This is a genomic window from Nitrosomonas oligotropha (genome assembly GCF_009833085.1).
GTDB lineage: Bacteria > Pseudomonadota > Gammaproteobacteria > Burkholderiales > Nitrosomonadaceae > Nitrosomonas > Nitrosomonas oligotropha.
In genome coordinates this window covers 1-24,128 of sequence record NZ_QRBZ01000020.1, presented here as the reverse complement: position 1 = coordinate 24,128, position 24,128 = coordinate 1, and the positions used below count along the sequence as shown (strand labels likewise).

Below are 24,128 nucleotides of genomic sequence, written 5' to 3'. Positions count from 1 at the left end.
TGTGTATGTTCATCTACAGTATTCTCCTGAATACTGTAAACAACGCTAGAAATTCTTACAAATAAGATTATCAAGATTAATCAAGGAGAAATTATGCTAACAGCAGACAAAATGACAGAAGAATTGCAAGACGTTTTCACAAAACTCAAAACTGGCAAAATAAAAGCTAAGGAAGCTACTGAAATGATTAACGCCACCGGGAAAATGATATCGATTCAAAAAACACAACTCGGATATCAAATAGCGCGCGGCGAAAAACCTGAAATGCAATTCTTTTCAGCCAGCTCAGCAAATAACGAACCGAAAAAATGACACTATTCCTAACAGAATCAGAGCTATACCAACTAACCGATTGCCAAAAGCGATCGAAGCAAGTTGAATGGCTGAATAAATACGGCTGGAAATACGCAGAATCAAGGCTGGGCAGAGTAAAAGTGCTGCGCAGCTATGCTGAAATGCGCATGGGGATGCCAGTTAAAGGCGAACAAGAGCAAACCACAGAACCGGATTTCTCGAGGATTTGAATGAAGAAAATACCGACAGGATATGTCGCAAGATGCCAATGCGGTGTATTCGTTGGAGCATTTGACATTAACAGGACAGATAATACAGATGCAAGCAGATTGGTTTCTATCTGGCTCCGCAACGGATGCACACTAGAGCCGCGCTTCACCAGCACATGGAAAGCGACGATTGAACCATGTCAGTGCAATTGATTAGATATTTATAGAAAATGATCGCCCGCCGCAAAACTAATCTGCATCTGCCACCGCGCATGTATCTGTACAAAGGCAAGCGCAAAACAACCTACTACACCATCACCGCCGCCAACGAGCGCATCAATCTTGGCCACGATCTCACAGAAGCTAAGCGCAAACTACTGGAAATTGAAGAAGGCCGCCCGGCTGCCGGGACAATCGGTGAATTGATCGGGCGTTATATGGCAGAAGTCAGCCCGAAGAAGGCGCCGCGCACCCACAAAGACGAAATCGACAGCGCGCATAGATTGCTGGACTGTTTCGGCAAGATGATTCCGCGCGATCTGCGGCCGGTGCACGTCGCAAAATATCTCGACAAGCGCGGGAAGACCGCACCGGTGCGAGCAAACCGCGAGAAAGCGCTACTCTCGCATATATTTAGTATGGCGATGCGCTGGGGAATAGTGGATAGCAACCCTTGCCGGGGCGTAGCGCGAAACACTGAAACACCGAGGGATCGATTCGTTACCGACAAAGAACTGCTGGATTTCTGCGCGCATGCCGAATCGATTGGAGACACCGGACGCATGCTATCGTACACCGCACGGCTGGCATATCTGACCGGGCAACGGCGTGGTGATCTGCTAAAAATACGCCTCGATCAGCTTGCCGATGACGGCATAATGGTTGTGCAATCGAAAACTCGCGCCAAGGTATTGATCGAATGGACACCAGCACTGCGCGATTGCGTATCCGCTCTCAGATCACTACCGCGCCCGGTCACCGGTATGTTTCTGATCTGCAACCGGTCAGGCCAGACCTACACAGATTCAGGATTCAAAGCCATGTGGGGCCGCCTCATGGCGGCATGGGGCGAACTCGGGAACGAACGATTCCATTTTCACGACCTGCGCGCAAAGGCGATCACAAAAATGGTAGAGGATGGACGCCAAGCGCGCGACCTATCCGGACATAAATCCGACGCGATGGTGACAAGGGTTTATGACAGACGGGCAATTAAGAAATCAAAAGCGGTCGAATAGACCGCACGATTTTTTGTAAGATGATAAAATACACCCGCGTGGATAAAGGGTTTAGAAAAATGACCAATTACAAAACAAAAGCTCAAACCATTGATTATATGTTAAAGTGCCTCTGATTGTGATTCCGGTTGTCGTGGGTTCGAGTCCCATCAGCCACCCCATCTCTGATCATATCCATATCCCCTATTCAGCTTTTTTACTGCCATTTTCGCTCGCCATTCGAAGCGTGACTTTGTTTATCCAAAAATATATATTAGCGGCAGAATATTTTATTTACCCGCTAACCCGCATTATTCAGGAATATGACCGATGAGCCACAATTTATTCAACAGCCTGCATGAGCTATCCATAGCCCCCGGAAACACTGCGAAATACTATTCACTACCGGCGCTGGAGAAAAGTGGCATTGGAAAAATTTCCCGGCTGCCGGTATCGATCCGTATCGTATTGGAATCGGTGTTGCGGAATTACGACAATAAAAAGATCACGGAAGCGCATATCCGGCAATTGGCCAGCTGGAAACCCGAAGCTGCCAGAGTGGATGAAATACCGTTTGTCGTTTCCCGCATTGTGCTGCAAGACTTCACCGGCGTGCCGCTACTGGTCGATCTTGCTGCCATGCGCAGCACGGCGGTAAAGCTGGGAAAAAATCCGAAGCTGATCGAACCGCTGGTCCCCGTCGATCTGGTTGTTGATCATTCGATACAGGTTGATCACTACGGTACGAAAGATGCGATCGATCGCAATATGGAAATAGAATTTTTCCGCAATAACGAACGGTATCAGTTTATCAAGTGGGGCATGCAGGCGTTTGACACGTTCAAGGTGATTCCTCCAGGCATCGGTATCGTGCATCAAGTCAACCTCGAATACCTCGCGCGCGGTGTGCACCGCAAAGACGGACTCATTTTCCCCGATACCTTGGTGGGCACCGATTCGCATACCACCATGATTAACGGCATCGGCGTCGTCGGCTGGGGTGTCGGCGGGATCGAAGCGGAAGCCGGTATGCTGGGCCAACCGGTTTACTTCCTGACACCGGATGTGGTGGGCGTTAATTTAACCGGCCAGTTGCGCGAAGGTGTTACCGCAACCGATCTGGTACTGACGATCACGGAAATGCTACGCAAAGCTAATGTCGTCGGTAAATTTGTCGAGTTCTTCGGCGAAGGAACCGCCTCATTGACGCTGCCCGATCGCGCCACGATCGCCAATATGGCCCCGGAATACGGCGCAACCATGGGATTCTTTCCGGTCGACGACGCCACCATCGACTATTTCAAAGGTACAGGACGCAGTCAGGAAGAAATCGCCGCATTTCAGGCTTATTTCCAGGCGCAGCAGATGTATGGCATCCCCAGAAAAGGCGATATCGACTACACCAGCGAACTGACGCTCGATCTGAGTTCGGTATCACCCGCGCTGGCAGGTCCCAAGCGCCCTCAGGATCGAATCGAACTCGCAGCCATAAAATCCCGCTTTACCGAACTCTTTAACAAACCCGTCAAAGAAAGCGGTTACGGCAAACAAAACGACGATATCAATCAGCGTTACGCAGTGCGTAATGCCCATAGTCAGGATCCCGAAGTATGCACACATGTCGACTCCGGCAATATCGATGAAGGCCGGTTATCGGCACCCGGCGCCGGCAACACACCGACGCAGCAAAGCGCTGCATCCGCTGAACGGCGGATGGTTTCCCGCAATGTTACCGAAATGACCAGCAATCGCCCGGCGCCCAATGCAGCGGACTTATGCCATGTCGAATTGAATGGCTCAAGCATTGATCTGGGCCAAGGCGATGTGTTGATTGCCGCCATCACATCCTGTACTAACACATCCAATCCAAGTGTGCTGCTTGCGGCAGGTTTGCTGGCCAAAAAGGCGGTCGAGAAAGGATTGTCGGTCAAGCATCACATCAAAACATCGCTGGCGCCCGGCTCGCGCGTAGTCACCGATTATCTAAACATCACCGGACTGTCGCCTTATCTTGAACAGCTGGGCTTCAATCTGGTCGGTTACGGTTGCACCACGTGCATCGGCAACGCGGGACCATTGGCCGAACCGATTGAAGAAGCCATCGTCAAGAATGATCTGGTCTGCGCCGCGGTACTATCCGGTAACCGCAATTTTGAAGCGCGCATCCATCCGAACATTCGCGCTAACTTTCTGGCATCTCCGCCATTGGTTGTGGCTTACGCAATCGCCGGTACAGTCCTGAAAGACCTCACCGCAGAACCGTTGGGCATCGGCAAAAACAATCAACCGGTGTGGCTGAAAGATATCTGGCCTAGCAGCGCGGAAATTCATGCATTATTGAAATACGCCACCAACGCGGATACCTTCCGGAAACTCTATGGCAATCTCACCAAAGATCACGTGTTGTGGAATAGCGTCACTTCCATTACCGGACAAACCTACAATTGGCCGGAGTCGACTTATATCGCCGAACCGCCCTTCTTCCAAAATTTTTCGCTGCAACCTGCAACCTCCAGTGGCACGGGTGACATTACGAATGCTTACGCGCTGGGGGTATTTGGCGATTCCGTGACGACGGATCACATCAGCCCGGCGGGATCGATCAAGGACACTTCACCCGCAGGACGTTATCTACTCGACCATCACGTCGGCAAAGCCGATTTTAATAGCTATGGCGCACGCCGCGGCCACCATGAAGTGATGATGCGCGGCACCTTTGCCAATGTGCGCATCAAAAACCTGATGATTCCCGGCAGCGAAGGCGGCATTACGCTCTACCAGGGCACCGCAGGCGCTGCGCCGGAACAAATGAGCATTTACGATGCCGCGATGAAATATCAATCCCAGCATATCCCCACCGTTGTTTTCGGCGGCAAGGAATACGGTACCGGCTCAAGCCGGGACTGGGCCGCCAAGGGTACACAGCTGTTGGGTGTTAAAGCGGTGATCGCCACCAGTTTCGAGCGCATCCACCGCAGCAATCTGATCGGCATGGGCGTTTTGCCGCTGCAATTCAAAAACAATGACAATGCCGATACGTATGGCATCAAAGGTGACGAGCAATTCGATATCCTTGGACTGGACAACATTCAGCCGCAACAAGATGTCACGTTGAATATCCGGAGAAAAGACGGCAGCAGTCAATCGGTGCCATTGCTGTGCCGCATCGATACCGCCATTGAAGTCGACTATTACCGGCATGGCGGCATTTTGCCTTATGTATTAAGAGAACTGATGGCTTAAGCAGTCGGCCGGCATAGCAGAATAAATAATATATTCATATCGTTAATCGGTAAAACTAGCTCTATTTTTAGATCGTCAAATGACATATAGTACATGACACGATAAAAACGGAGGTAGTCCGATGATGTACGATATGGTAGACAAAGTTTTTAAAACGCTTTTGTCTTTAAATGAGGAAGATGAAAGGAAGTTTGCGGATGCGAGAAAAGACATTAATCATATCAACCATATCCTTCACGATATGGTCATTATCGACACCAAAAGCTCCGCACTGCTAACGCATGTTTCCGTCATGCTGGCGGTTGTCATTGGCATGCTGTTCACGTTGATAGGCCCCAAGGAAAGCGGAAGTATTCTGGCTTATATGCTGAAAATCGAGATGGTAGCTTACGCCGTGGTCGCCATGGTGCTTCTCCGGTGCCTCGATATCATGGGGCCGCCGTTCCGGAAACTCAAAAATGAGATGCGCGAAATCGATGCTCAGTATCACCAAGAAATAGTAACCCGAAGAGCCATCTATCAATTAATGTCGCGAGTCGTTTTTATTTTGACGGTAGTGCTGATTTTAATTACATTCTTAAAGATTTTCGGCTTTCAATGAGGCTGAACTAAGCATTCGTATCGTAACAACCGCAGGGCAATGACATTGCCCTGCTAAATCACCGCTGGCGCGTAATTTATTTGTTCTTTGCTTGCAAGGTAAATACATCCACCAAACGGAATTTGGGTGGTTGTGTTTTGAGGTCTGTCATGGGGGTATCAATACCGATGACATAACCGGTCAACGTATTTTCAGTCAATTTAAAGCGAATGATATGACGATAGCGCTCAGACCTCGCCCCTCCTCCAGCCTCGCCGTTATGGCAATTGAATGCCAGCGATACCGCGAAATACCAGCCTAGCCAAATACAGCTAAAAATCGCACCCGATAGCAAAGCAATAATCAAGCGCCAGCCATCAACAGGAATAGGCTCACCTCGCGTCGCCGAAAAAAACACGGCCATTCCGATGACAACCCATGCCATCAACATACCATTACCGATCTTTTCCTGAATTTCCGGTGAAAAATTTTTGGTTAAACGCTCATTCGTAAACAAGAAACCGGCAGCCACGGTAATCGCGATTGTCACCGTACAGATTACTAGCCACTCAGTCAAACTGACATACAGCGCCAAACAGACCGGTATTGAAATTTGCAATAGCGCATGCCAGAAACCTATCGCCAGGAACTTACCCCGTTTGGTTTTGGCAATACCAAGCTTGTCGGTATCAAAAAATGGGAATGCGGTAAAACCGGCTATGACTAAGGACCAAAGAATGATCGCCAGCAAATCAAAACTCATCACGGATGCCTTGTAAACACCGTAATGCAAAAAACCAAATGCGATACAAACAATCCCCATCACATTTAATACCCATAATGGCAGGGAATCCCCTGAGGTTTGATGCCGGATTTTGGACCGTTCCGATAAAACATCGCTGTAGCCACGGCTCAGATCAAATATGAGCAGCGCTGCAAGCACAAACAAACCGATCAGCCATGAAGCTTGGAAAGAAGCGGGAGATGATTCTCTAGGCCAAAGCACCAGAAATAATAACGGAATTATCCATAAAGAAACGGGTACGAGAAATGCCGCACGGAACCGTTCCCATTCATCCTGCGAGTCACTGTATTTGACTTTTGATAACTCCGGTACGCTTATCCTCTTCCATGCAAGCAAGAAAACAATGAATAGAAAGATGTAAACCAAATCGAACCCATACGATAATTCGAAATAGCGATGTGTATCAGCAGTAAAAAGCGCTTGCTGGATACGTTCCAGGAAATACTGATCTGCATCGAGGTCAGGTAAATTATCCAAGAAATACCTGAATAAAGACGAAGTGCTTTGCGGAATAGTCACTGCAAAATAAGTCACCAAAGCCACGAGGGCGCCGATTAACCCAACACTACCACGCCAAAGAATGTTCCATGGATTCAGAATTCTCTGCGTGATTTCGCAATGGGAATCCAATTCAGCCGGATAAGTCTGTTGTTTCTTGATTTCACCAACATCGGTATGGCTCGGATGTAAAAAAGCGCCACCGCCGCCAGCGACCACGGAAGCGTAATTTCCAGGTTCGCCATTTTCATTTTTGTATCCCCAGTAACGCGCGTAATGATGCGTATCTCCGGAAATATCCAAGCGGCATTTGTTGCTGCTCAGTTTGCCGTCATGCAGAAAAACGGGTTCCAGTCCCAAATGCTCAAACGATTTCGTCATCGGCGCATCTTCGGCGGCAGGCTTACCAAAAACGGTGCTGGGTTCGGGCGTCGCAACAATTAATTTACCGGGTATTGCAGCTCGCAAAGCTTTTTGCACATCCTCTTGCTTTTGTTCATCGAATAATCCGTCGTTGATTACCCGATCTTTGCAAAAGGTCGATACAAAAAAAGCTTGCTGCCGCTTATCCATTTTGCCTTTTTGTGCATCGAATCCCCATAATTTCCAATCAAAAGGCAATTCCAGCGCGACATAACTGCTTTTTTGCATTCGCGTGAATCCGTACAAACCCAGCTGAGGATCTTGCAGATCTTCTTGCTCAGGCACATGCACCTGAAGATTTTTGCTGATCGGTTCACAGAACTGCCGGTTAAAACCATCCAATGCATCGTAATAATCATGATTGGCCGGTATACCAAAAATCGGACGTTGCTCGACCTTTTTCCCTGTAGCGGCACAGATGTCCACATACGCCCAATTAAATGGCGTCTGGAACCGCTCTTTGAGCGAAGCAACATCTGCCACATGGTAAGCCGTATCGCCGCCGACAAATAAAAACTCGCCGCGCGGTAATTGAAGATCATAGCCTTCGGTCGGGGATAACGAGATTTGATCTTTACCCGGCACTTCACTTTTAAGCCAGAGATCGCTCATGCACAAATACGCGACGTTATAGACCGCGCTCATACCGTCGCCGGTATCCGCAATGTAATCAAACCAGTAGGGTTCTTGTTGATTGCCAGTGCAACGCTTCATTGAAATGGTTTCAGCAAACATCCAATCTCTGGAATCTTGCTTCTCACCATTCACTGTAGAGGAAATAATGCTTTTGAGACTGGTCAGAAGATCCCTGCCCCCGAGCCAGCTAACCGGCTTTCTGAATTCCCGCTTCATTCCTATCCCATTGTAAATTGAGCATTAAATACCATGACAGCCGGTCATCATAGCGCACGGCATAGTATCAAGAAAAATTTAACTTTATTTAACTGCCCGGAAACTCTGAACTATTTGCCGCTTCCTCGTTTTTTCAATCCATTGCGATTGAAAGAAAATCTACCCGCCTATTTTTACATCCTTGATTCTGATCGCTTCCAAGGCGTCAAACTTTTTTGGATCCATCATTTCTTCCAGTAATTTCTTGATGTCTGCAATACTGGTTTTATGCAGACTGATCTCGAGCTCAACCGTTACCTCGACTTTCATAAGTTACCCCCATTTATTTGCATTTGATAAATAGATTACGCGTGACTGTCGCGCCGGAAGTTGTCGAATATCCAATCGATGATGATTGTGTGTTTGCGCCCAGTTCGCGGATTGCCCGAGAGAAAGGAACCGCTTCGCCTTGCTGATTCAACAAGTGATACCCGCGCGTGCCACAGACCTCACCCGCTTTCTCAAGGCAGTTGCTATAGTTCAGTCCAGAGCCGCCACAGTTGATGTTATGCCCTTTGGTGCCATCGGCCAGAAACACCTCTTTGGAGGTAACACAACCTTGCAGCAGTGCAACAACGACAATAAGCGTAGAAAGTGTTTGAAACATGTTGATTCCTTCTCATCATTAGATCACAGAGCCACTGTATGAAAACAAGCAGCTTCCCGGCTTGATTTTATACCACATCGCAAGGCGCTGTTAGGTTTGAATGCAATTCGGAATCGGACGGCCTCTCTGCTCTGTCTTGGCGTTGCTTTTATTGCATGGTATACCAGACAGAAAAACAAAAAACCCGCGTTTAAGCGGGTCTCATGGTCGTTTTTACAAATCAATGCTGGACAATGCAAGACATAAAATTATTCCCACTCGATGGTAGCCGGTGGCTTGCCGGATATATCGTAAACGACGCGGTTAATACCGCGGATTTCGTTAATAATCCGGTTGGAAACCTTGCTGAGTAACGAATACGGCAGTTCCGCCCAGTTGGCGGTCATGAAATCCTGGGTTTGCACGGCCCTGAGCGCAATAACGTATTCGTAGGTGCGTCCGTCCCCCATCACGCCGACGGATTTGACCGGTAAAAACACCGCGAACGCTTGTGAGGTTTTTTCGTACCAGCCGGAATGCTGTAATTCTTCGATAAAAATATGATCGGCCTGTCGTAATAATTCGGCGTATTCGTATTTCACTTCGCCCAGTATGCGCACGCCCAAACCGGGACCGGGAAACGGGTGGCGGAAAACCATGTCGCGTGGCAAACCCAGCACTAAGCCCAATTCACGCACTTCATCCTTGAACAGTTCACGCAGCGGTTCGAGCAATTTCAGGTGCATCGTCTCCGGCAATCCGCCGACGTTGTGGTGCGACTTGATGGTATGCGCTTTCTTGGTTTTCCCGCCGGCCGACTCGATCACATCGGGGTAAATGGTGCCTTGCGCCAGCCATTTGGCGTCGCTGATTTTGGCGGATTCGCGCTGAAATACTTCGACAAATTCCCGGCCGATAATTTTCCGCTTGGCTTCTGGATCGGTGATACCGGTCAGGTTGCGATAAAAATCCCGGCTGGCATCGACATGAATCACTTTAACCGCCAAATTCTTAGCGAACGTTTCCATAACTTGTCTGGCTTCGTTGGCGCGCAACAGGCCATTGTCGACGAAAACACAGGTCAGCTGATCGCCGATGGCGCGATGGATCAATGCCGCCGCCACCGAGGAATCCACACCGCCGGATAAGCCCAGAATAACCTGATCGTTACCCACCGTTGCGCGAATTTTACCGATCGCCTCCTCGACATAATCCGGCATATTCCAATCGTGCCCGATGCCGCAAATACCATGCACAAACCGCTCGATGATCGCTTTGCCTTGCAGCGTATGTGTCACTTCGGGGTGAAACTGGATGCCGTAAAAGCGCCGCCGGTCATCCGCCATTGCCGCAATCGGCGTGGCCGCGTTACACGCCATCACCTCAAATCCGGCCGGTAATGCGATCACCGCATCGCCATGACTCATCCAGACATCCAGCACGTTGTTTCCATCCGCGCTGGTGCGATCTTGTATGTTTTGAAACAACGCGCCGTGTTGCGTCGTCTGTATCTCGGCATAACCGAACTCGCGCACGGCAGCATTTTCAACCGTACCGCCCAATTGCGCCGCCATCGTTTGCATGCCATAGCAAATACCCAACACCGGCACGCCCAGCTCAAAGACAATGTGCGGCGCGCGCGGTGTTTCGTCTTCAGTGACTGAAGCAGGACCACCGGAAAGGATAATTCCGCTGGGCGCAAAAGCTTTGATAAATTCCGGATTGGCATCGTACGGATGCAATTCGCAATAGACGTTCGTTTCGCGCACGCGCCGCGCAATCAGTTGCGTGTACTGCGAACCAAAGTCCAGGATGAGGATTTTCTGATGCATTGAAGAGAATTCTTATTTGACGTGATAGTTTGGCGCTTCTTTAGTGATCTGCACATCGTGCACATGCGATTCACGGATACCGGCTGAGGTGATTTCGACAAATTCGGCTTTTTCGTGCATCGCGGCGATGGTTTCGCAACCCAGATACCCCATGCTCGACCGCACGCCCCCCATCAACTGATGGATCACGGCGGAAATGCTGCCTTTGAATGGAACCCGGCCTTCCACACCTTCGGGAACCAGTTTATCGTTGTTTTTCTGTTCTTTATCCTGGAAGTAGCGGTCACTCGACCCCTGTTGCATGGCGGAAAGCGAACCCATGCCGCGATAGCTTTTGTACGAGCGTCCCTGGAACAACTCGATTTCGCCCGGTGCTTCCGTCGTACCGGCGAACAATCCGCCGAGCATCACGGTATTCGCACCCGCCGCCAGCGCTTTGGCAATATCGCCGGAATAGCGGATACCGCCATCGGCGATCATCGGCACACCGCTTCCTTTTAACGCTTCGGAAACATTATGAATCGCGGTGACCTGCGGAATCCCGACACCCGCGACGATACGCGTGGTGCAAATGGAACCGGGACCGATACCCACTTTCACCGCATCCGCGCCATGATCGACCAGCGCTCTGGCTGCCGCTGCCGTCGCCACGTTTCCGCCTATAACTTGCACCGACGGCAAATTCTTTTTGACCCATGCGATACGATCGAGCACGCTTTGCGAATGGCCGTGCGCGGTATCGACCACAATCACATCGGCGCCCGCTTCCGCCAATGCAATGGCGCGCTCTTCGCTGCCCTCCCCGACGCCGATCGCCGCCCCGACCCGCAACCGCTCCTGTTCGTCCTTGCACGCCAGCGGATATTCCGACGTTTTGATGATGTCCTTCACGGTAATCAATCCGCACAGCTCGAACTGATCGTTGACCACCAGAACACGCTCCAGCCGGTGTTTATGCAACAGCGCCAGCACCGCCTCACGCGATGTATCTTCCTTGACGGTCACCAACCGGCTTTTCGGCGTCATGATATGTTTGATTGTCTGATCGAGATTGGTCTCGAAACGCAGATCGCGATTGGTGACGATACCGACGACTTTTTTACCGTTCACTACCGGCAAACCGGAGATTTTGTGCTGGCGGATCAGTTCCAGCACTTCCCGCACGGTCATATTCTGATGGATGGTAACCGGATCCTTGACCACACCGCTCTCGAAACGCTTTACTTGCGCGACATGCGCGGCTTGCGCTTCGATCGTCATATTTTTATGGATGATGCCGATGCCGCCTTCCTGCGCCAGGGCAATCGCCAGCGGTGCTTCGGTTACCGTATCCATGGCCGCCGACAGTACCGGGAGATTGAGTGTGATGGTGCGCGTCAATTGCGTTGCCAGGCTGACATCACGCGGCAGAACCGTCGAGTGGGCTGGGATTAACAGAACATCATCAAAGGTCAGTGCTTTTTGAATCAATTGCATGATAACAATCCTTGGCAAAGCGACATTATAGCCAAATTCAGCCATGAATTTCGCGCCAAATCAGCCAACAATACAGCATATTTCGAGCGGATATGATTTAATGCGAAAAATCTTTAAGTTGCATAAATACGAAACCGATGTATTTCAGATTATTCATGTTCTGGAGCACGCTATGAGAATTTTTGTATTTACAGTGATCATTCTGTTGATGAGCATCAGTGCCAACGCGCAGATTTATAAGTGGGTCGATAAAAACGGTAAAACACAATACACCGATCAACCGCCCCCGCCGGATGCCGCCCAGGATGAGCAACGATTAAATATCAAATCCGCGCCAGTCGCAGGAAATCCAAACAAATCCAGGAATTTATCCGAAGACAGAGAAGAATTCGATAAACGGCGGCAACTCAAAAGAGAAGAAGAATCGAAACAACAAGCCAAATCGGAAGAAAACAAAAAAAAATGTATAGACGCGCAAACTCAGCTTAAAATGTACACCGATTCACCGCGTCTAACCGTTCCCGATGGCGCTGGCGGTATGCTTTATGTGGATGATGATTTGCGGCAAAGAAAAATAGCCGATGCCAACAAGACGATTGCAACTTACTGTAAATAGAAAACCTTCTTGAACTAGATGATTGTATCCCGCGGCAAACTATTCATTGTCATTCTTCTCTTTTTGACAGGTACTTCGGTTTCGGCTGAAGTACCTGTTTCACATTCAGAGCGCGATCACACTACCGTAAATTCTGCCGATAACGCAGTCAGACCGGGAATGCAGTGGCAAATCCTGCCAGGAGAGAATATTCCGCAGATCGGTCATTTGATGTTTCCGCACGACGCAGTTGCACGCGATGCATTCGTCCGTGCGGTTATCCGTACAAATCCCGAGCACTTTCCCGATGGGACCTATCACCCCATACCGGCTGGCACCGTTATCCACATCCCGGATTTAAGAACGATCGGTAAGTATGCAAAACCGGCAACCAAAGCGCACCCATCCAACGCAAACCGCGGCGCAAATAAGCGTCAACCGCATCCATCGACTCCGGACAGCGCGACATCCAGCTTGAACGAAGCACTGCAACTGATCGCGCAATTGGAACAAATTGCTGAAAATGAAACCAACGAACTCAATATTCTGTTAAAGCGCATCGAATCCATTGAAAAACAGCTCACCGCGATGCAAGCCATACTCATGGCCCATGTTCCGGCCAGCAACACCGAGCGACACAGCGAGAGCGCATCGCCTATTCCCCCGGAAGAAATTACCCAACCTTCGCAAGAAGTAGCTGCGGCACCGCCTGCTGATAGTAGCGTGCAACCCGAAGAGAATATCGTCACAGCACCGCAACCACCCGCCAGCACGCAACAGCCGGTTAATCCAGTTGCGCCGGTTGAAACCACCCCGGCTGCGCCGGAATCCGCTCTGCTCCCGGATAACACATTTCTTCTCGGAATTTTGCTGACGCTGCTGATTATTTTCCTGATCGTGCGCAACTATCAAAGAATCAAGGAAAGACTTGCACAATCCCGCGACACGGCGCAACCGTTCGATTCATCCGAGCGGCATCAATACGAAGCGCTGCTGCTGCGCCGCAGTGACGATAAAAAAACCGAATCGCCGCAGAATCCGCCCGAACCGCCTGGACAACTGATATCCGCAGCGCGCACGCTGATTGAGCAGGAAAACTCCGAAGCCGCCATTCAAATGCTGCAAAAACAGCTCGCTAAAAACAAACAGGATATTCCCGGCTGGCTGTTGCTATTCGAGTTGCTGTACAAAGCAAACGACAAAAGAGATTTCAAGAAAAATGCCCGCCGCTTCAAGCGTCTGGGTGAATTTCCCGACATCTGGCAGCAAATCCAAAAACTGGGCAATCAACTCGAACCCAACGAACCGCTGTATTTTGACGAGCAAAAGCGCAAGGAAAAGTTTTTTTCCGATCCCGCGGATCCCGGCAAATAAAAAGCGCTGGCTTTTCTGTCATCCGCCAGCGCTTCTCTTCCTTACAATCAATTGATTGATTTACTTCAGCGACAAACTTTCCAGCGCTTTTTGATGATCCCACTTGCCGTGGAATAACAATCCCTTCTTACCGGGTGTCCGGTCGCTGGTCCAGGTGATGTATTGGCCATCCGGCGTAAATACCGGTAAGCCGTCGAAACCTTCCTTATCGGTCACACGCACCGGCTCTTTCTGACCATCGGTGTCGACGATGTACAGCTCAAAATTGCGATGCCCGTGCAGATTGGTCGCGAAAATGATGTATTTTCCGGAAGGATGGTAAAAAGGCGCCCACGACATCGCGTTCAAGCGCGTGATCTGTTTTTGATCGCTACCGTCGATATTCATCGTAAAGATTTCCGCTTCCCGGCCATTATCCGAGAAACGCCGCCACACGATCCGCTTGCCATCCGGGCTGAAAAACGGCCCGCCGTCGTAGCTTTTTGTCTGCGTCAGCCTTTTCACGTTGGAGCCATCCGCATCCATGATGTAAATATCGATCATCGACGCCGGATTGGCTTTGAACAATGCGGCTTCCTCTTCGGATAATTCACCGCTGTACGCACGGCGATTGGAAGCAAACGCGATCAACTTGCCATCCGGCGACCACGATGCTTCGGCATCGTAACCCAAGGTTTTGGTCAGATTCTTGATATTGCCGCCGGTGAAATCGGTTTCGTAAATATCGTAGAACTCATCGTAATCCCATGCGTAAGACTTCTGCTCACCCGCATTGCGGCGTTCGATCTCGGCAGCCATTTTAGCTTTGGCTTCCTTATCCTCATGCGTCGAGGAAAACAACACTTTTTCCTGCGCCGGATGCACCCATGCGCATGTGGTTTTGCCGCTGCCCGGCGACACCTGCGTAACCGCACCGCTGCCGATATTCTTCAGGAAAATCTGATAAAACGGATTGTCATCCGCCATTTCCGCCTGATAAATCATCCATTTTGAATCGGCCCGGTAGTACGCCTCCCCGGCGCGTTTTTCCTTGACGGAAAGTTGTTGTTCGCCGGTGATAAAATCGGCAGCATTTGCATTCAGCACTGCCAAGCAAAATAAAACCGGAGAAAACTTGATCGCGGATTGAAAATAATCCGGTTTTCCAGCACACATTTTCATTTAATATCAAAACCCTTAAAAATAATTCAAATATCTTGCGCTCTACAAGATCCGGTCTCAATTGTACAAGTATTCGATGATGCTTGTTAAGCCGATACCGCCACCAGGTAGTAACAGCGCGAGTAATGCTGGCCGCTGCACGATTGGCAAAAAAGTACCTTGCTTAACATTGCGGATCTCGGTCAGCAAATTATCTGCCTTGCTTAATTCACTCGATGCAATTGCCACCAAGCGCATCCGGTAGTCTTCATAGTATTGCACTACCATTCCACACTGCTTTTCAGCACTTCTTCTCAGCAAATACAATATAGTAATTAGAAATGTAGATGCCAGGAGATATACAACGATTAAAGCTGGCGAGAAGCCAAGATTGTCAAAAAGATCACTGCGGCCAATCGCTATGATCAGCATTAAAATAAATGGCAGATAAATTAGATTATTGATACTTTTTACCAGCTTGGTGATCAGGACAAAATGTAGATAAGGATTCAGTTTGTCTACTGGAAGACCCGTCATTGTTTTCTGTTTCCTAAGGACTCCGGGGAACCATATCGTTTTTTTCGAGCTGGTTTGGTCCAATTCGATGCCTTCAATAAACTGCTTGCAAGCGATTGCTTCATATGCAACCCAAAAAACCAATCCCCACAATATGAAGAACTGAAGCGTTACAAGAATATAGTGCCCATATAATGTGATAACACCGCGTGCCGGAAAGTTTAAATAACCCAATTCCCAAAAGACATATAAGGTCAATGCCAGGAAAATTGTACTGGCCAGAAAAATCCAAAAGTATCCTTTCGATTCCTTGTATTGAATAATTTTCTTGTATTCAAACCATAAACTAGCCATATGGATGCTTTTTACTTCAGGAAAATGTAAAAATGGACCTTTCCAAACAGCATCCTGCCAATCACGCAAGCAAGTTGTTTTACATAGCCCGAAATTATTCTCGATGGCCTCGATCTCTTGCCCCCTGCGAGGATGGAAAAAATATATAAAGAGAAGAATCATCATCATAATTCCCACAAATCTGATAACCAGATTGGGCCAGACACTGACTCCTTCAAACAAGAAGAATGGTTCTCCGTAAGTGTGGGTCGGGTAATTATCTACATAGATCAGGAAAGGCAGAAGAAACAATAACGTAAAAACAGGAAGTAATATGAAAACAATATGAACCGGTGTGTCATTTTTCCAATCGGCCTTAAAGAGTCTCCAAGAAATATAGGCCACGAAGAGGAGCAATATTGAAGTAATGCAGATAACTTCCCAGTCAATCTGTTTAGTACGATCAGGTTCAATTGCTTTGCATTCCATGAAATAGTTGACTAAACAGTTACTGTTATCGATTTCACTAGACTCAGTAAATTTTAGGGTAGAGTTCTCTATCCACTTATCGAGAAACTCATTGGTGGGCGATGCTAAATGAACGACTTGTGTTCTTCCAATTTCAAAAATTTGAGGGGCTAACAATGCATCTAATTTATTATTTAGAACTAGACTGTTATAGCGAATCATCCAAAGATCTAACCAATTATCTACTCGATTCTCAATTACCCTCGGATTTAGAGCCACTAATGTCGCAAGATACGTCGATGTTTGATAACTATCTCTGAAAGGCATTACAGTATCTTGCAATTTTGGGTGCAGCGAAAAATCGAAATTGCTGGCAATTACTAAATTTCGCGCCCATGCAGATTGGTCTTTATGCAGAAAACGGGCATCCAGATCCGTCGTAAAGAAAATTTTATGTTTAAAACTATCTTTCAACGCGTGCAGAATTAAAAGTTTGTCGTACACATCAGTTCCGATAATTCCGATTGCCTTGATTTGATCCCTATCCCCATCAGCAGAATCCAACTGTTCAATTTTGTCGACCAATCTCCTTAAATAATCAAATTGATTGCGGCCTTCAGCATGCTCGGGCGATGCATCGTCCAACTGCGTCAATAGATTTTTTTGTTCTTTGGTATTTTTTTCATTCTGTGATTTTTTATTCGATTCATCGAACTCAGGCAATTTTCCATCCAAACCGCGTAAATAAGTAAAATTTTTTATTAGTCTTTTTGCATCATTAGATTCTTTCCCACTTTTACATCGCTCTCCTAAAATGGAAAAAAAATGATTAACCAGGCTTCTGGCATACAGCGAATCCTGCTCGCTAATGAGTACCAGTTGATCTTTACAGTCTTCCTTAAACGGATTATTTTGTTGCGCGGTACCCGCCCCTTTGTCTATCTGATTGCTATGTATCGGTTGCTGCGTCCCATGTACCTCACGCTTCGGTACATCCGTTAAATTATTCAGCGTTTCCCTAATTTTTGGAGTCTCACGATTAATGCCTCGTTGTTCCAATTCCCAAAGAAGCGCTTTTGCTAGGTTTTCGTCTTGCCCAATCGTACGCACAATCGAATGTCTATCCAGTTCATACCGGATTTTTTCTTTTATACATTGTTTCTTCTTTTCTTTTTCTGTTTCTTTTGAGCAATCTGGATCAGTGTCATTTTTGTCATTTTTATATTCTTCGCTTTTTACAATTTCTCTCAACAAGTCGCCATCAGAAATCGTAGCCCCTGCCGAAAAAATTCTAAATGAATGGGATTTTTCTTCGATCGATTTACGATTCATTAACCCCACCAATAAAGACGTATTGGTTGGTCCAATCAATGAGAAGCTAAATTCTTTAACTTTTGGTTCGGCTTGTTTCAATTCTTGATACAGCAAATTAATGAAATCCCGATATTTACCCTCAGGAATCGGGTCTTCGTTCAACCAGATAACCAATACTTTTTCTGATTGGGAATTATGCTCGTACCATTCATAAGGTAGGGTAATCTCAGTATTCAAACAGTAATCAGGAGAGAATCCAGTGTTTAGATTAAAATATTTAATATGTTCATTATCCAGAGGTGTATAGCCACTTGAACCCAGTGCGGACACAACCGCATTGCGATAGCGCAGCCGATACTCAACCGGTTCGGAATAAGAACTGCCATACACGCTTACCGCAACTACTTTTAAGCTAACAGTTTTGCCACCAATTTCCTGCTTAATTTTTCGAGTGAAGTCATTAATCGAATAGTAGGCACGATCATCATTCTGCTTTGCTTCTTTATTATTTTTGAAAAACTGCTCGGTAACCGCAATCGGGTCTTGCCAGAGCCGGGCGTCGATCTTCCGTTCATCCATCAATGACAATTTTTTATTGAGCGGATCGAATGGCCGTGAGCTGGTTAACGGATCGATCAGCGTGCCGGTCGCAAGCATGATCAATAACAGTATCGAAATCAGACCGTTCTTGGAATCTTGATTATTGTCGTTTCCCATCGTTCTTCGCTCGCTATTGATTATTCAGCTTAGTGTCCATTCCTGGCATCATGCCGACGGTATGTGAGTTGTCTCAACACACCAATGATGTTTGATATGATGCTAAACATGCAGTGAGCAAAATCACACTGCGCTGCAAATAGCGTGGAATTTCCGATAATCATCAGAATCCGTTCAATCTCCTTACAAAATGCAAAAATCACTAAACCTCAGCATCGCCTTTTTTGTGCTTGTTTTCTCTCTCTGTATCAGTCCGGTTGCCACGGCAAATAACGAAACCTTCCATCACCACATGGAAATTCAGTTGTCGCCAAACACTTTTGAAATTCGTGTCAAAGATCAAATCCGGATTCCGGATTGGGCGCGGGATGCAAAAGAACCCGTGCAACTCGAATTCTTTTTGCATGCCGGTTTAGCGGTTACGGATGTTCAAGGTGCTGTAATTCAGGCGGATGAAAACGAGGTTACGCTGAAATCCCGGCCGATTTCGATCCGGCATTACCGCGTAACGCTACCGCCGGAACAGCAGGAATTCACACTGCAATTCAATGGCAAGATTCACCACGCAGTGCAAGGCCCGGGGCAGGAGTATTCGCGCAGTTTCGGTTCAACACCGGGGGTGATTTCGCCGGAAGGGGTGTTTCTAGCCAATGCCAGCGCATGGTATCCGCAGTTTGGCGATGCTTTGGTGTCGTTCCAGTTGGATATTCAAGCGCCAGCCGATTGGGACGTGGTGAGTCAGGGCGCGTTGTTGCGGGAAAACCGGACCAGCACGGTGCAAAACATCGTGTGGGAGGAAAAGCAGCCGCAGGACGATATTTATCTCATCGCCGGAAAATTCCACCGTTACACACAATCCGCCGGTGCAGTGAATGCGCTGGTGTATTTGCGCAGCGCCGATCAGCCGCTGGCGCAAAAGTATCTGGATGCGACCGCGCAGTACATCGCCATGTACAACAAATTGATCGGCCCCTACCCGTACACGAAATTCGCGCTGGTCGAGAATTTCTGGGAAAGCGGTTACGGCATGCCGTCGTTCACGCTGCTGGGTTCCAAGGTGATCCGCTTGCCGTTCATTCTGCATTCGTCGTATCCGCACGAAATTCTGCATAACTACTGGGGCAACGGCGTCTTCGTCGATTACGCCAAGGGCAATTGGGCGGAAGGGTTGACGGCTTATCTCGCCGACCATTTGGTCAACGAACAGCGCGGCAAAGGCGACGAATACCGGCGCGACGTGCTGCAAAAGTACGCCGATTTCGTCAACAAGGAAAAAGATTTTCCCATCATCCGTTTCGTGTCGCGCCACAGCGCCAGCTCGGAAGCGGTCGGCTACGGCAAGACCATGATGTTCTTCCACATGCTGCGCCAGGAATTGGGCGACCAGGATTTTGTGCGCGCGCTGCGGCAGTTTTATAAGCAATTCAAATTCCAGCCGGCAACTTTTGCGGATTTACAGGCAACATTCAATACCGTAACCGGCAAGAATCTTGCGCCGCAATTCGAGCAATGGGTGCAGCGCGCCGGTGCGCCCGATTTGGTGTTGCGCGCTGCCGAGACTGAGCGCACGGCAGATGGATTCAAACTCACGTTGACGGTTGAGCAAACGCAGCCGGGCGATCTTTACCGGCTCCACGTTCCGGTTACCGTTACGCTGGAAGGCGAGGACATGGCAACGCAATCGCATATCACCGTGGATCAACGCACGCAAACCATCGCGCTGGATTTTCATGCCCGTCCGGTGCGTGTTGATCTCGATCCGCATTTCGACGTGTTCCGGCGCTTGGATAGCCGCGAGATTCCATCGGCCTTGTCGCAGGGTTTCGGCGCGGAAAAACCGTTGCTGGTTCTGCCTGCGCGTGCGGATCAATCCGCTCTGGAAGCGTATCGTGCGTTGGCGGCGAATTGGCAAAAAACCCAATCGAGTCCGCTGGAAATCGTCAGCGACGATCAATTGAAAATGCTACCCGGGGATCGCACCGTCTGGATCATGGGGTGGCAGAACAAATTTGCCGATGCGGTTGTGAAGAATCTGGCTGATCGCGGTGTTACGTATCAATCCAAGCAATTGAAATTGGATCACAAAACGTATCCGCAAGAAGGCCATGCGGTGGTATTGACCACCCGGCAGCCGTCCAATCCCGACAAAACGCTGTTATGGGTTGCCGCCGACCATCCGAAAGCAATTGCCGAACTCGCTAACAAATTACCGCACTACCGCAAATACAGCTACTTGGTGTTCAAAGGCAATGACTTGGCCAATATCGGCAAGGGACAATGGCCCATCACGCAATCGCCGCTCACGCAATGGGTCAAGCAGAAAGACGGCCACGCCATCCGCACGGCGCATACCGGCATCACCAAGCCGCGCCGCGCGCTGGCGGAACTGCCGCCGGTCTTCTCCGAAAGCCGCATGATGGATGACATCTCGCATTTGGCGCATGAATCCTTCAAGGGCCGCGAACTGGGGTCAGCGGAACTGGATACCGCGGCAACGTATATCGCCAAGCAATTCCAGCAGATCGGTTTGTTGCCCGGAGGCGACGACAATAGTTTTTTCCAAACTTGGCAACAGGATGTCGGCTTGCCGAAAGGCAATATCACCTTGCGTAACGTCGTCGGCATCCTGCCCGGCACCAATCCGCAACTGGCCGGGCAAAGCCTGGTAATCGGCGCGCATTACGACCATCTCGGCACCGGCTGGCCGGACGTGCGCGCCGCGCATCAGGGCAAAATTCATCACGGCGCGGACGACAACGCCAGCGGCATCGCCGTGATGCTGGAACTCGCCCGCCAGATTGTGCCGAAATGGCAGCCGGAACGTACCGTCATTTTTACCGCGTTCACCGGTGAGGAAGCCAATCTGCTCGGTTCCAGGCATTACACCCGCGCTGACAAGCATCACCCCACTGAAAAAATCATCGCGATGTTGAATCTGGATACCGTCGGACGGCTGGAAAACAATCCGGTCACGGTGTTCGGCACCGGCACCGCGCGCGAACTGGTGCATATTTTCCGTGGCGCAAGCTTCGTCACCGGCATCCCGGTTAACGCCGTGCAAGACGACTTCGGCTCCAGCGACCAAGCCGCATTCATCCAAGCCGGCATCCCGGCAGTGCAATTCTTCGCCAGCGCGCACGAGGACTACCACGCTCCCGGCGACACCGTCGATAAAATCGACTCCGCCGGATTGGTCAAAGTCGCCGCCATCCTGAAAGAAGCCACCGAATACCTCGCCAACCGCATCGAACCGCTGACGGTCACGCAATCGTCAGCCCCCGCGCCCGCCGAACCTGCTGAACGCAAAGAAAAACGCACAGCCAGCCTCGGCACGGTGCCGGATTTCACTTATCAAGGCGAAGGCGTACGCGTAGACAACACCCTCCCCGGCTCCCCGGCGCAACAAGCAGGGCTACAACAAGGTGATATTTTGATTCAACTGGCTGGGCGGCCGATCAGCGACTTGGCATCGTATGCGGCGATTTTGCGGTCGTTGAAGGCGGGGGAGAAAGTGGAATTGAAATATCGGAGGGATGATGCGGTTGTGGAAGCCGAGTTGATGTTGGTGGAAAGGTAGCAGCCGAATTGCTGATTTCGGATCGATTTAATTGCTGAAACAGCAGCCGAGCCGCCGGAAGAAGCTTGTTATCAAAAATAACAAAGTGTTAATCTTTGGAGTATTAGTTTTTCCATGCTTAAACGATCGTGCTCGCAATTTTTTCTCACGGATTGAATCGAGCAAATTCTTAATTGATCGCATTGATCGTATTTGCTTCTATGAATTGTCTTACTTAATTTATCAATTAATATTAAAAGCAGAATGATAAATAATACTCACTGTGATTACACGATATTTTCGGTAGAATTATTGAACAAAATGTCTTATATATTACGTTATGCCACAACCTGACGATCCTCATTCCCTCTACGTTCCGCTCTTTGATACGCTGGATGCCGTTGGCTTTGGTGAATATGAGAATCCGCATCACTTCAACACTGGAACGTTATTCTGGTCGCTCACCCGGCTGTTCGGCTGCTACGAACGGATCATGTCGGTTATCAATCTCAGTCGGGAGGAACGCCCATTCTTGGATGCCGATCTGGAGAACTTCATCATTTGGTTTCGTATTGTGCTCAACGACATCGCATACGTTACTTGGCAATTACTGCCTAAGAGCGCACGAGGTCTCAAAGGACCTCGTGGTGGCTCGCACCCGCAAAATCGAGAAGTCTCTATACTCTCTTTGGCCGGATATCTGATTGCCAATACATCGACCTACCCTGAACTGTCAGCCGCATTCTCCAATGCAGTTCCGTGGATGACCCGCCTGAGAAAAGATCGCGACAACGTCATACACTACAAGTCCAAGGCTGTTGTCTTTGAGAGCGATTCGCCTCTATTCGCGTTGCTCGGAGCTGCAGGAACCGAACATACCGAACCAACCCCAGATGGTGGGCAAAGGTTGGTGTTGGAATCTGTCGTCGAGTTTGTGAATGGACAGATGCTCACACTTCATCAGTTCATGCACGACAGTCTCGCTACCGCCATCAAAGCTCATGTAACGCGCTTGGGCCTCAAGTCTGTGCAAGTGGGCTGGTGCCACCGCATCACCTGCTTCGGAATCAACCGTTTCAGACAAAACAATGCACTTGTGGCATAACCTTGCAGCCGAGTGGATCTGCACAAAAAGCCACTCAAACCGCTCACTTCTACGTTAGGTTTTTGAATCCGCACATGGTGCAATATGAAAAAAGAAGACTTCCGCCAAGCAGTGCGAACCAAATTGATGGTTGTTCCACTAGAAACTCGCTCATCTTGGAATGAGATAGACCTACTCATTTGGTGGGGTGATGCGCAATCGCAAGACTCCTATTTGAGGTGGGAGCGTTCCACGGGCGATTTATGGCAACACGTAAAGGGAATGTGCAGAGATCTCATCGGCGATCGAGCAGTCATGTGAATTCCAAGTATGGTTTTCATTGGCAACAACCTAACCATTCGCTGCAGGCGCAATGGCCCTGACGAGTCGCAGCTTGAATTCAAACGTTAGGAACAACATAATACGAAACGTTATTACCATACTCTTATTGCTAGCCGCCTTGCCTATTGGTGCCTAGCAGTACAATTCGCTTTCCGGGCAATACCGCATCGCGGGTAAAACAACTATTGATCCACCGCCATCCGCGACAAAGGACACACACTTACACCTTGCGGTGTCCGGTGCTGCCCGCGAGACTTAAGGAAACAAATGGACAGGTCGCGAATTTAAGAATATAACCGATGATCTTTTTACGACCTGGTGATGAGGATGTTACTTGTTTTGGATTCGTGATCCGGCACGTCGTAATTGACACTGGTCACGCGCTATCAATTGCATCCAACAAAAATTAGAGTCATTGTGCGCAAGAATAAAGCGTAAGAATTCGCGACTCTATACCTGGCATCCTTTTCCTGAAACTCCCCATGGCAGGAACTGGTAGACTCAATTTGCTTTAAGTGCACGACGCAACGTCATGCACTTCAATGATTAAATTAAGGGGCTGTAGTAGATCAGATTAAATTTGAGTCCAATTTTTCAGTATATTTAGTTGATGCTTAGGTGTTCCATAATTAAAC

The 24,128-nt window shown here is 48.9% G+C and carries 16 protein-coding genes; 9 read left to right on the top strand and 7 right to left on the bottom strand.

Translation table 11 applies throughout. The annotated features are described in order from the left end of the window. The first annotated feature begins 93 nt into the window (after nucleotides 1-93). From ABD07_RS06600 to ABD07_RS06580, 5 genes are all read left to right on the top strand, one after another. The gene (locus ABD07_RS06600) at nucleotides 94-312 is read left to right on the top strand and encodes a hypothetical protein (RefSeq protein ID WP_160817642.1); all 219 of its coding nucleotides are present in this window, start codon (nucleotides 94-96) and stop codon (nucleotides 310-312) included. Beyond that, nucleotides 309-524 carry a DUF4224 domain-containing protein gene (locus tag ABD07_RS06595; protein WP_160817641.1) on the top strand — a complete coding sequence of 72 codons (216 nt, stop codon included), beginning with the start codon at nucleotides 309-311 and terminating at the stop codon, nucleotides 522-524. Before ABD07_RS06600 ends, ABD07_RS06595 begins: the two co-directional genes overlap by 4 nt. 251 nt (nucleotides 525-775) lie before the next feature. Continuing rightward, nucleotides 776-1,741 (top strand): tyrosine-type recombinase/integrase, encoded by a 966-nt coding sequence (locus ABD07_RS06590; RefSeq protein ID WP_160817640.1) that lies wholly within the window; start codon nucleotides 776-778, stop codon nucleotides 1,739-1,741. Between the two features lie 309 nt (nucleotides 1,742-2,050). Next, nucleotides 2,051-4,963: an aconitate hydratase gene (locus ABD07_RS06585; protein ID WP_160817639.1), complete on the top strand. Its 2,913-nt coding sequence runs from the start codon at nucleotides 2,051-2,053 to the stop codon at nucleotides 4,961-4,963. A 121-nt stretch (nucleotides 4,964-5,084) separates the two neighbouring features. Beyond that, nucleotides 5,085-5,564, top strand: a complete 480-nt coding sequence (locus tag ABD07_RS06580; protein WP_108698439.1) for a hypothetical protein — start codon at nucleotides 5,085-5,087, stop codon at nucleotides 5,562-5,564. A 76-nt stretch (nucleotides 5,565-5,640) separates the two neighbouring features. Here the strand turns inward: ABD07_RS06580 and ABD07_RS06575 are convergent, their stop codons facing one another. The 5 genes from ABD07_RS06575 to guaB all read right to left on the bottom strand — a co-directional run bounded on the left by ABD07_RS06575 (nucleotide 5,641) and on the right by guaB (nucleotide 12,054). Next, nucleotides 5,641-8,121, bottom strand: coding sequence for a hypothetical protein (locus tag ABD07_RS06575; protein WP_160817638.1), 2,481 nt, complete (start codon nucleotides 8,119-8,121; stop codon nucleotides 5,641-5,643). A gap of 159 nt (nucleotides 8,122-8,280) precedes the next feature. Then, the gene (locus ABD07_RS06570) at nucleotides 8,281-8,430 is read right to left on the bottom strand and encodes a hypothetical protein (RefSeq protein ID WP_160817637.1); all 150 of its coding nucleotides are present in this window, start codon (nucleotides 8,428-8,430) and stop codon (nucleotides 8,281-8,283) included. A gap of 13 nt (nucleotides 8,431-8,443) precedes the next feature. Then, nucleotides 8,444-8,767, bottom strand: coding sequence for a hypothetical protein (locus ABD07_RS06565; RefSeq protein ID WP_160817636.1), 324 nt, complete (start codon nucleotides 8,765-8,767; stop codon nucleotides 8,444-8,446). A 248-nt stretch (nucleotides 8,768-9,015) separates the two neighbouring features. Further along, nucleotides 9,016-10,578: a glutamine-hydrolyzing GMP synthase gene (gene guaA / locus ABD07_RS06560; protein ID WP_108698371.1), complete on the bottom strand. Its 1,563-nt coding sequence runs from the start codon at nucleotides 10,576-10,578 to the stop codon at nucleotides 9,016-9,018. Between the two features lie 12 nt (nucleotides 10,579-10,590). Then, entirely contained in the window at nucleotides 10,591-12,054 is a 1,464-nt protein-coding gene (guaB, locus tag ABD07_RS06555) for an IMP dehydrogenase (protein WP_160817635.1), read from the bottom strand. A 172-nt stretch (nucleotides 12,055-12,226) separates the two neighbouring features. Here guaB and ABD07_RS06550 point away from each other — a divergent pair, with 172 nt between their 5' ends. Both ABD07_RS06550 and ABD07_RS06545 read left to right on the top strand, forming a co-directional pair. Then, a complete protein-coding gene (locus ABD07_RS06550; protein WP_108698470.1) occupies nucleotides 12,227-12,670 on the top strand; it encodes a DUF4124 domain-containing protein in 444 nt (147 codons plus the stop codon). Nucleotides 12,671-12,829: 159 nt separating this feature from the next. Next, nucleotides 12,830-14,023 (top strand): hypothetical protein, encoded by a 1,194-nt coding sequence (locus tag ABD07_RS06545; RefSeq protein ID WP_160817634.1) that lies wholly within the window; start codon nucleotides 12,830-12,832, stop codon nucleotides 14,021-14,023. A gap of 60 nt (nucleotides 14,024-14,083) precedes the next feature. On the opposite strand, the gene ABD07_RS06540 is transcribed toward ABD07_RS06545, so the two are convergent. Next, on the bottom strand, nucleotides 14,084-15,184 hold the full coding sequence (locus tag ABD07_RS06540) for a TolB family protein (RefSeq protein WP_160817633.1): 1,101 nt from the start codon (nucleotides 15,182-15,184) through the stop codon (nucleotides 14,084-14,086). Between the two features lie 57 nt (nucleotides 15,185-15,241). Then, complete coding sequence (locus ABD07_RS06535; RefSeq protein ID WP_160817632.1) at nucleotides 15,242-18,511, bottom strand: hypothetical protein; 3,270 nt, start codon at nucleotides 18,509-18,511, stop codon at nucleotides 15,242-15,244. A 190-nt stretch (nucleotides 18,512-18,701) separates the two neighbouring features. Between ABD07_RS06535 and ABD07_RS06530 the strand changes: the two genes are divergently transcribed. Continuing rightward, the gene (locus ABD07_RS06530; protein WP_160817631.1) at nucleotides 18,702-22,088 is read left to right on the top strand and encodes a M20/M25/M40 family metallo-hydrolase; all 3,387 of its coding nucleotides are present in this window, start codon (nucleotides 18,702-18,704) and stop codon (nucleotides 22,086-22,088) included. Between the two features lie 319 nt (nucleotides 22,089-22,407). After that, a complete protein-coding gene (locus tag ABD07_RS06525; protein ID WP_160817630.1) occupies nucleotides 22,408-23,172 on the top strand; it encodes a hypothetical protein in 765 nt (254 codons plus the stop codon). The last annotated feature ends 956 nt before the right edge of the window (nucleotides 23,173-24,128 follow it).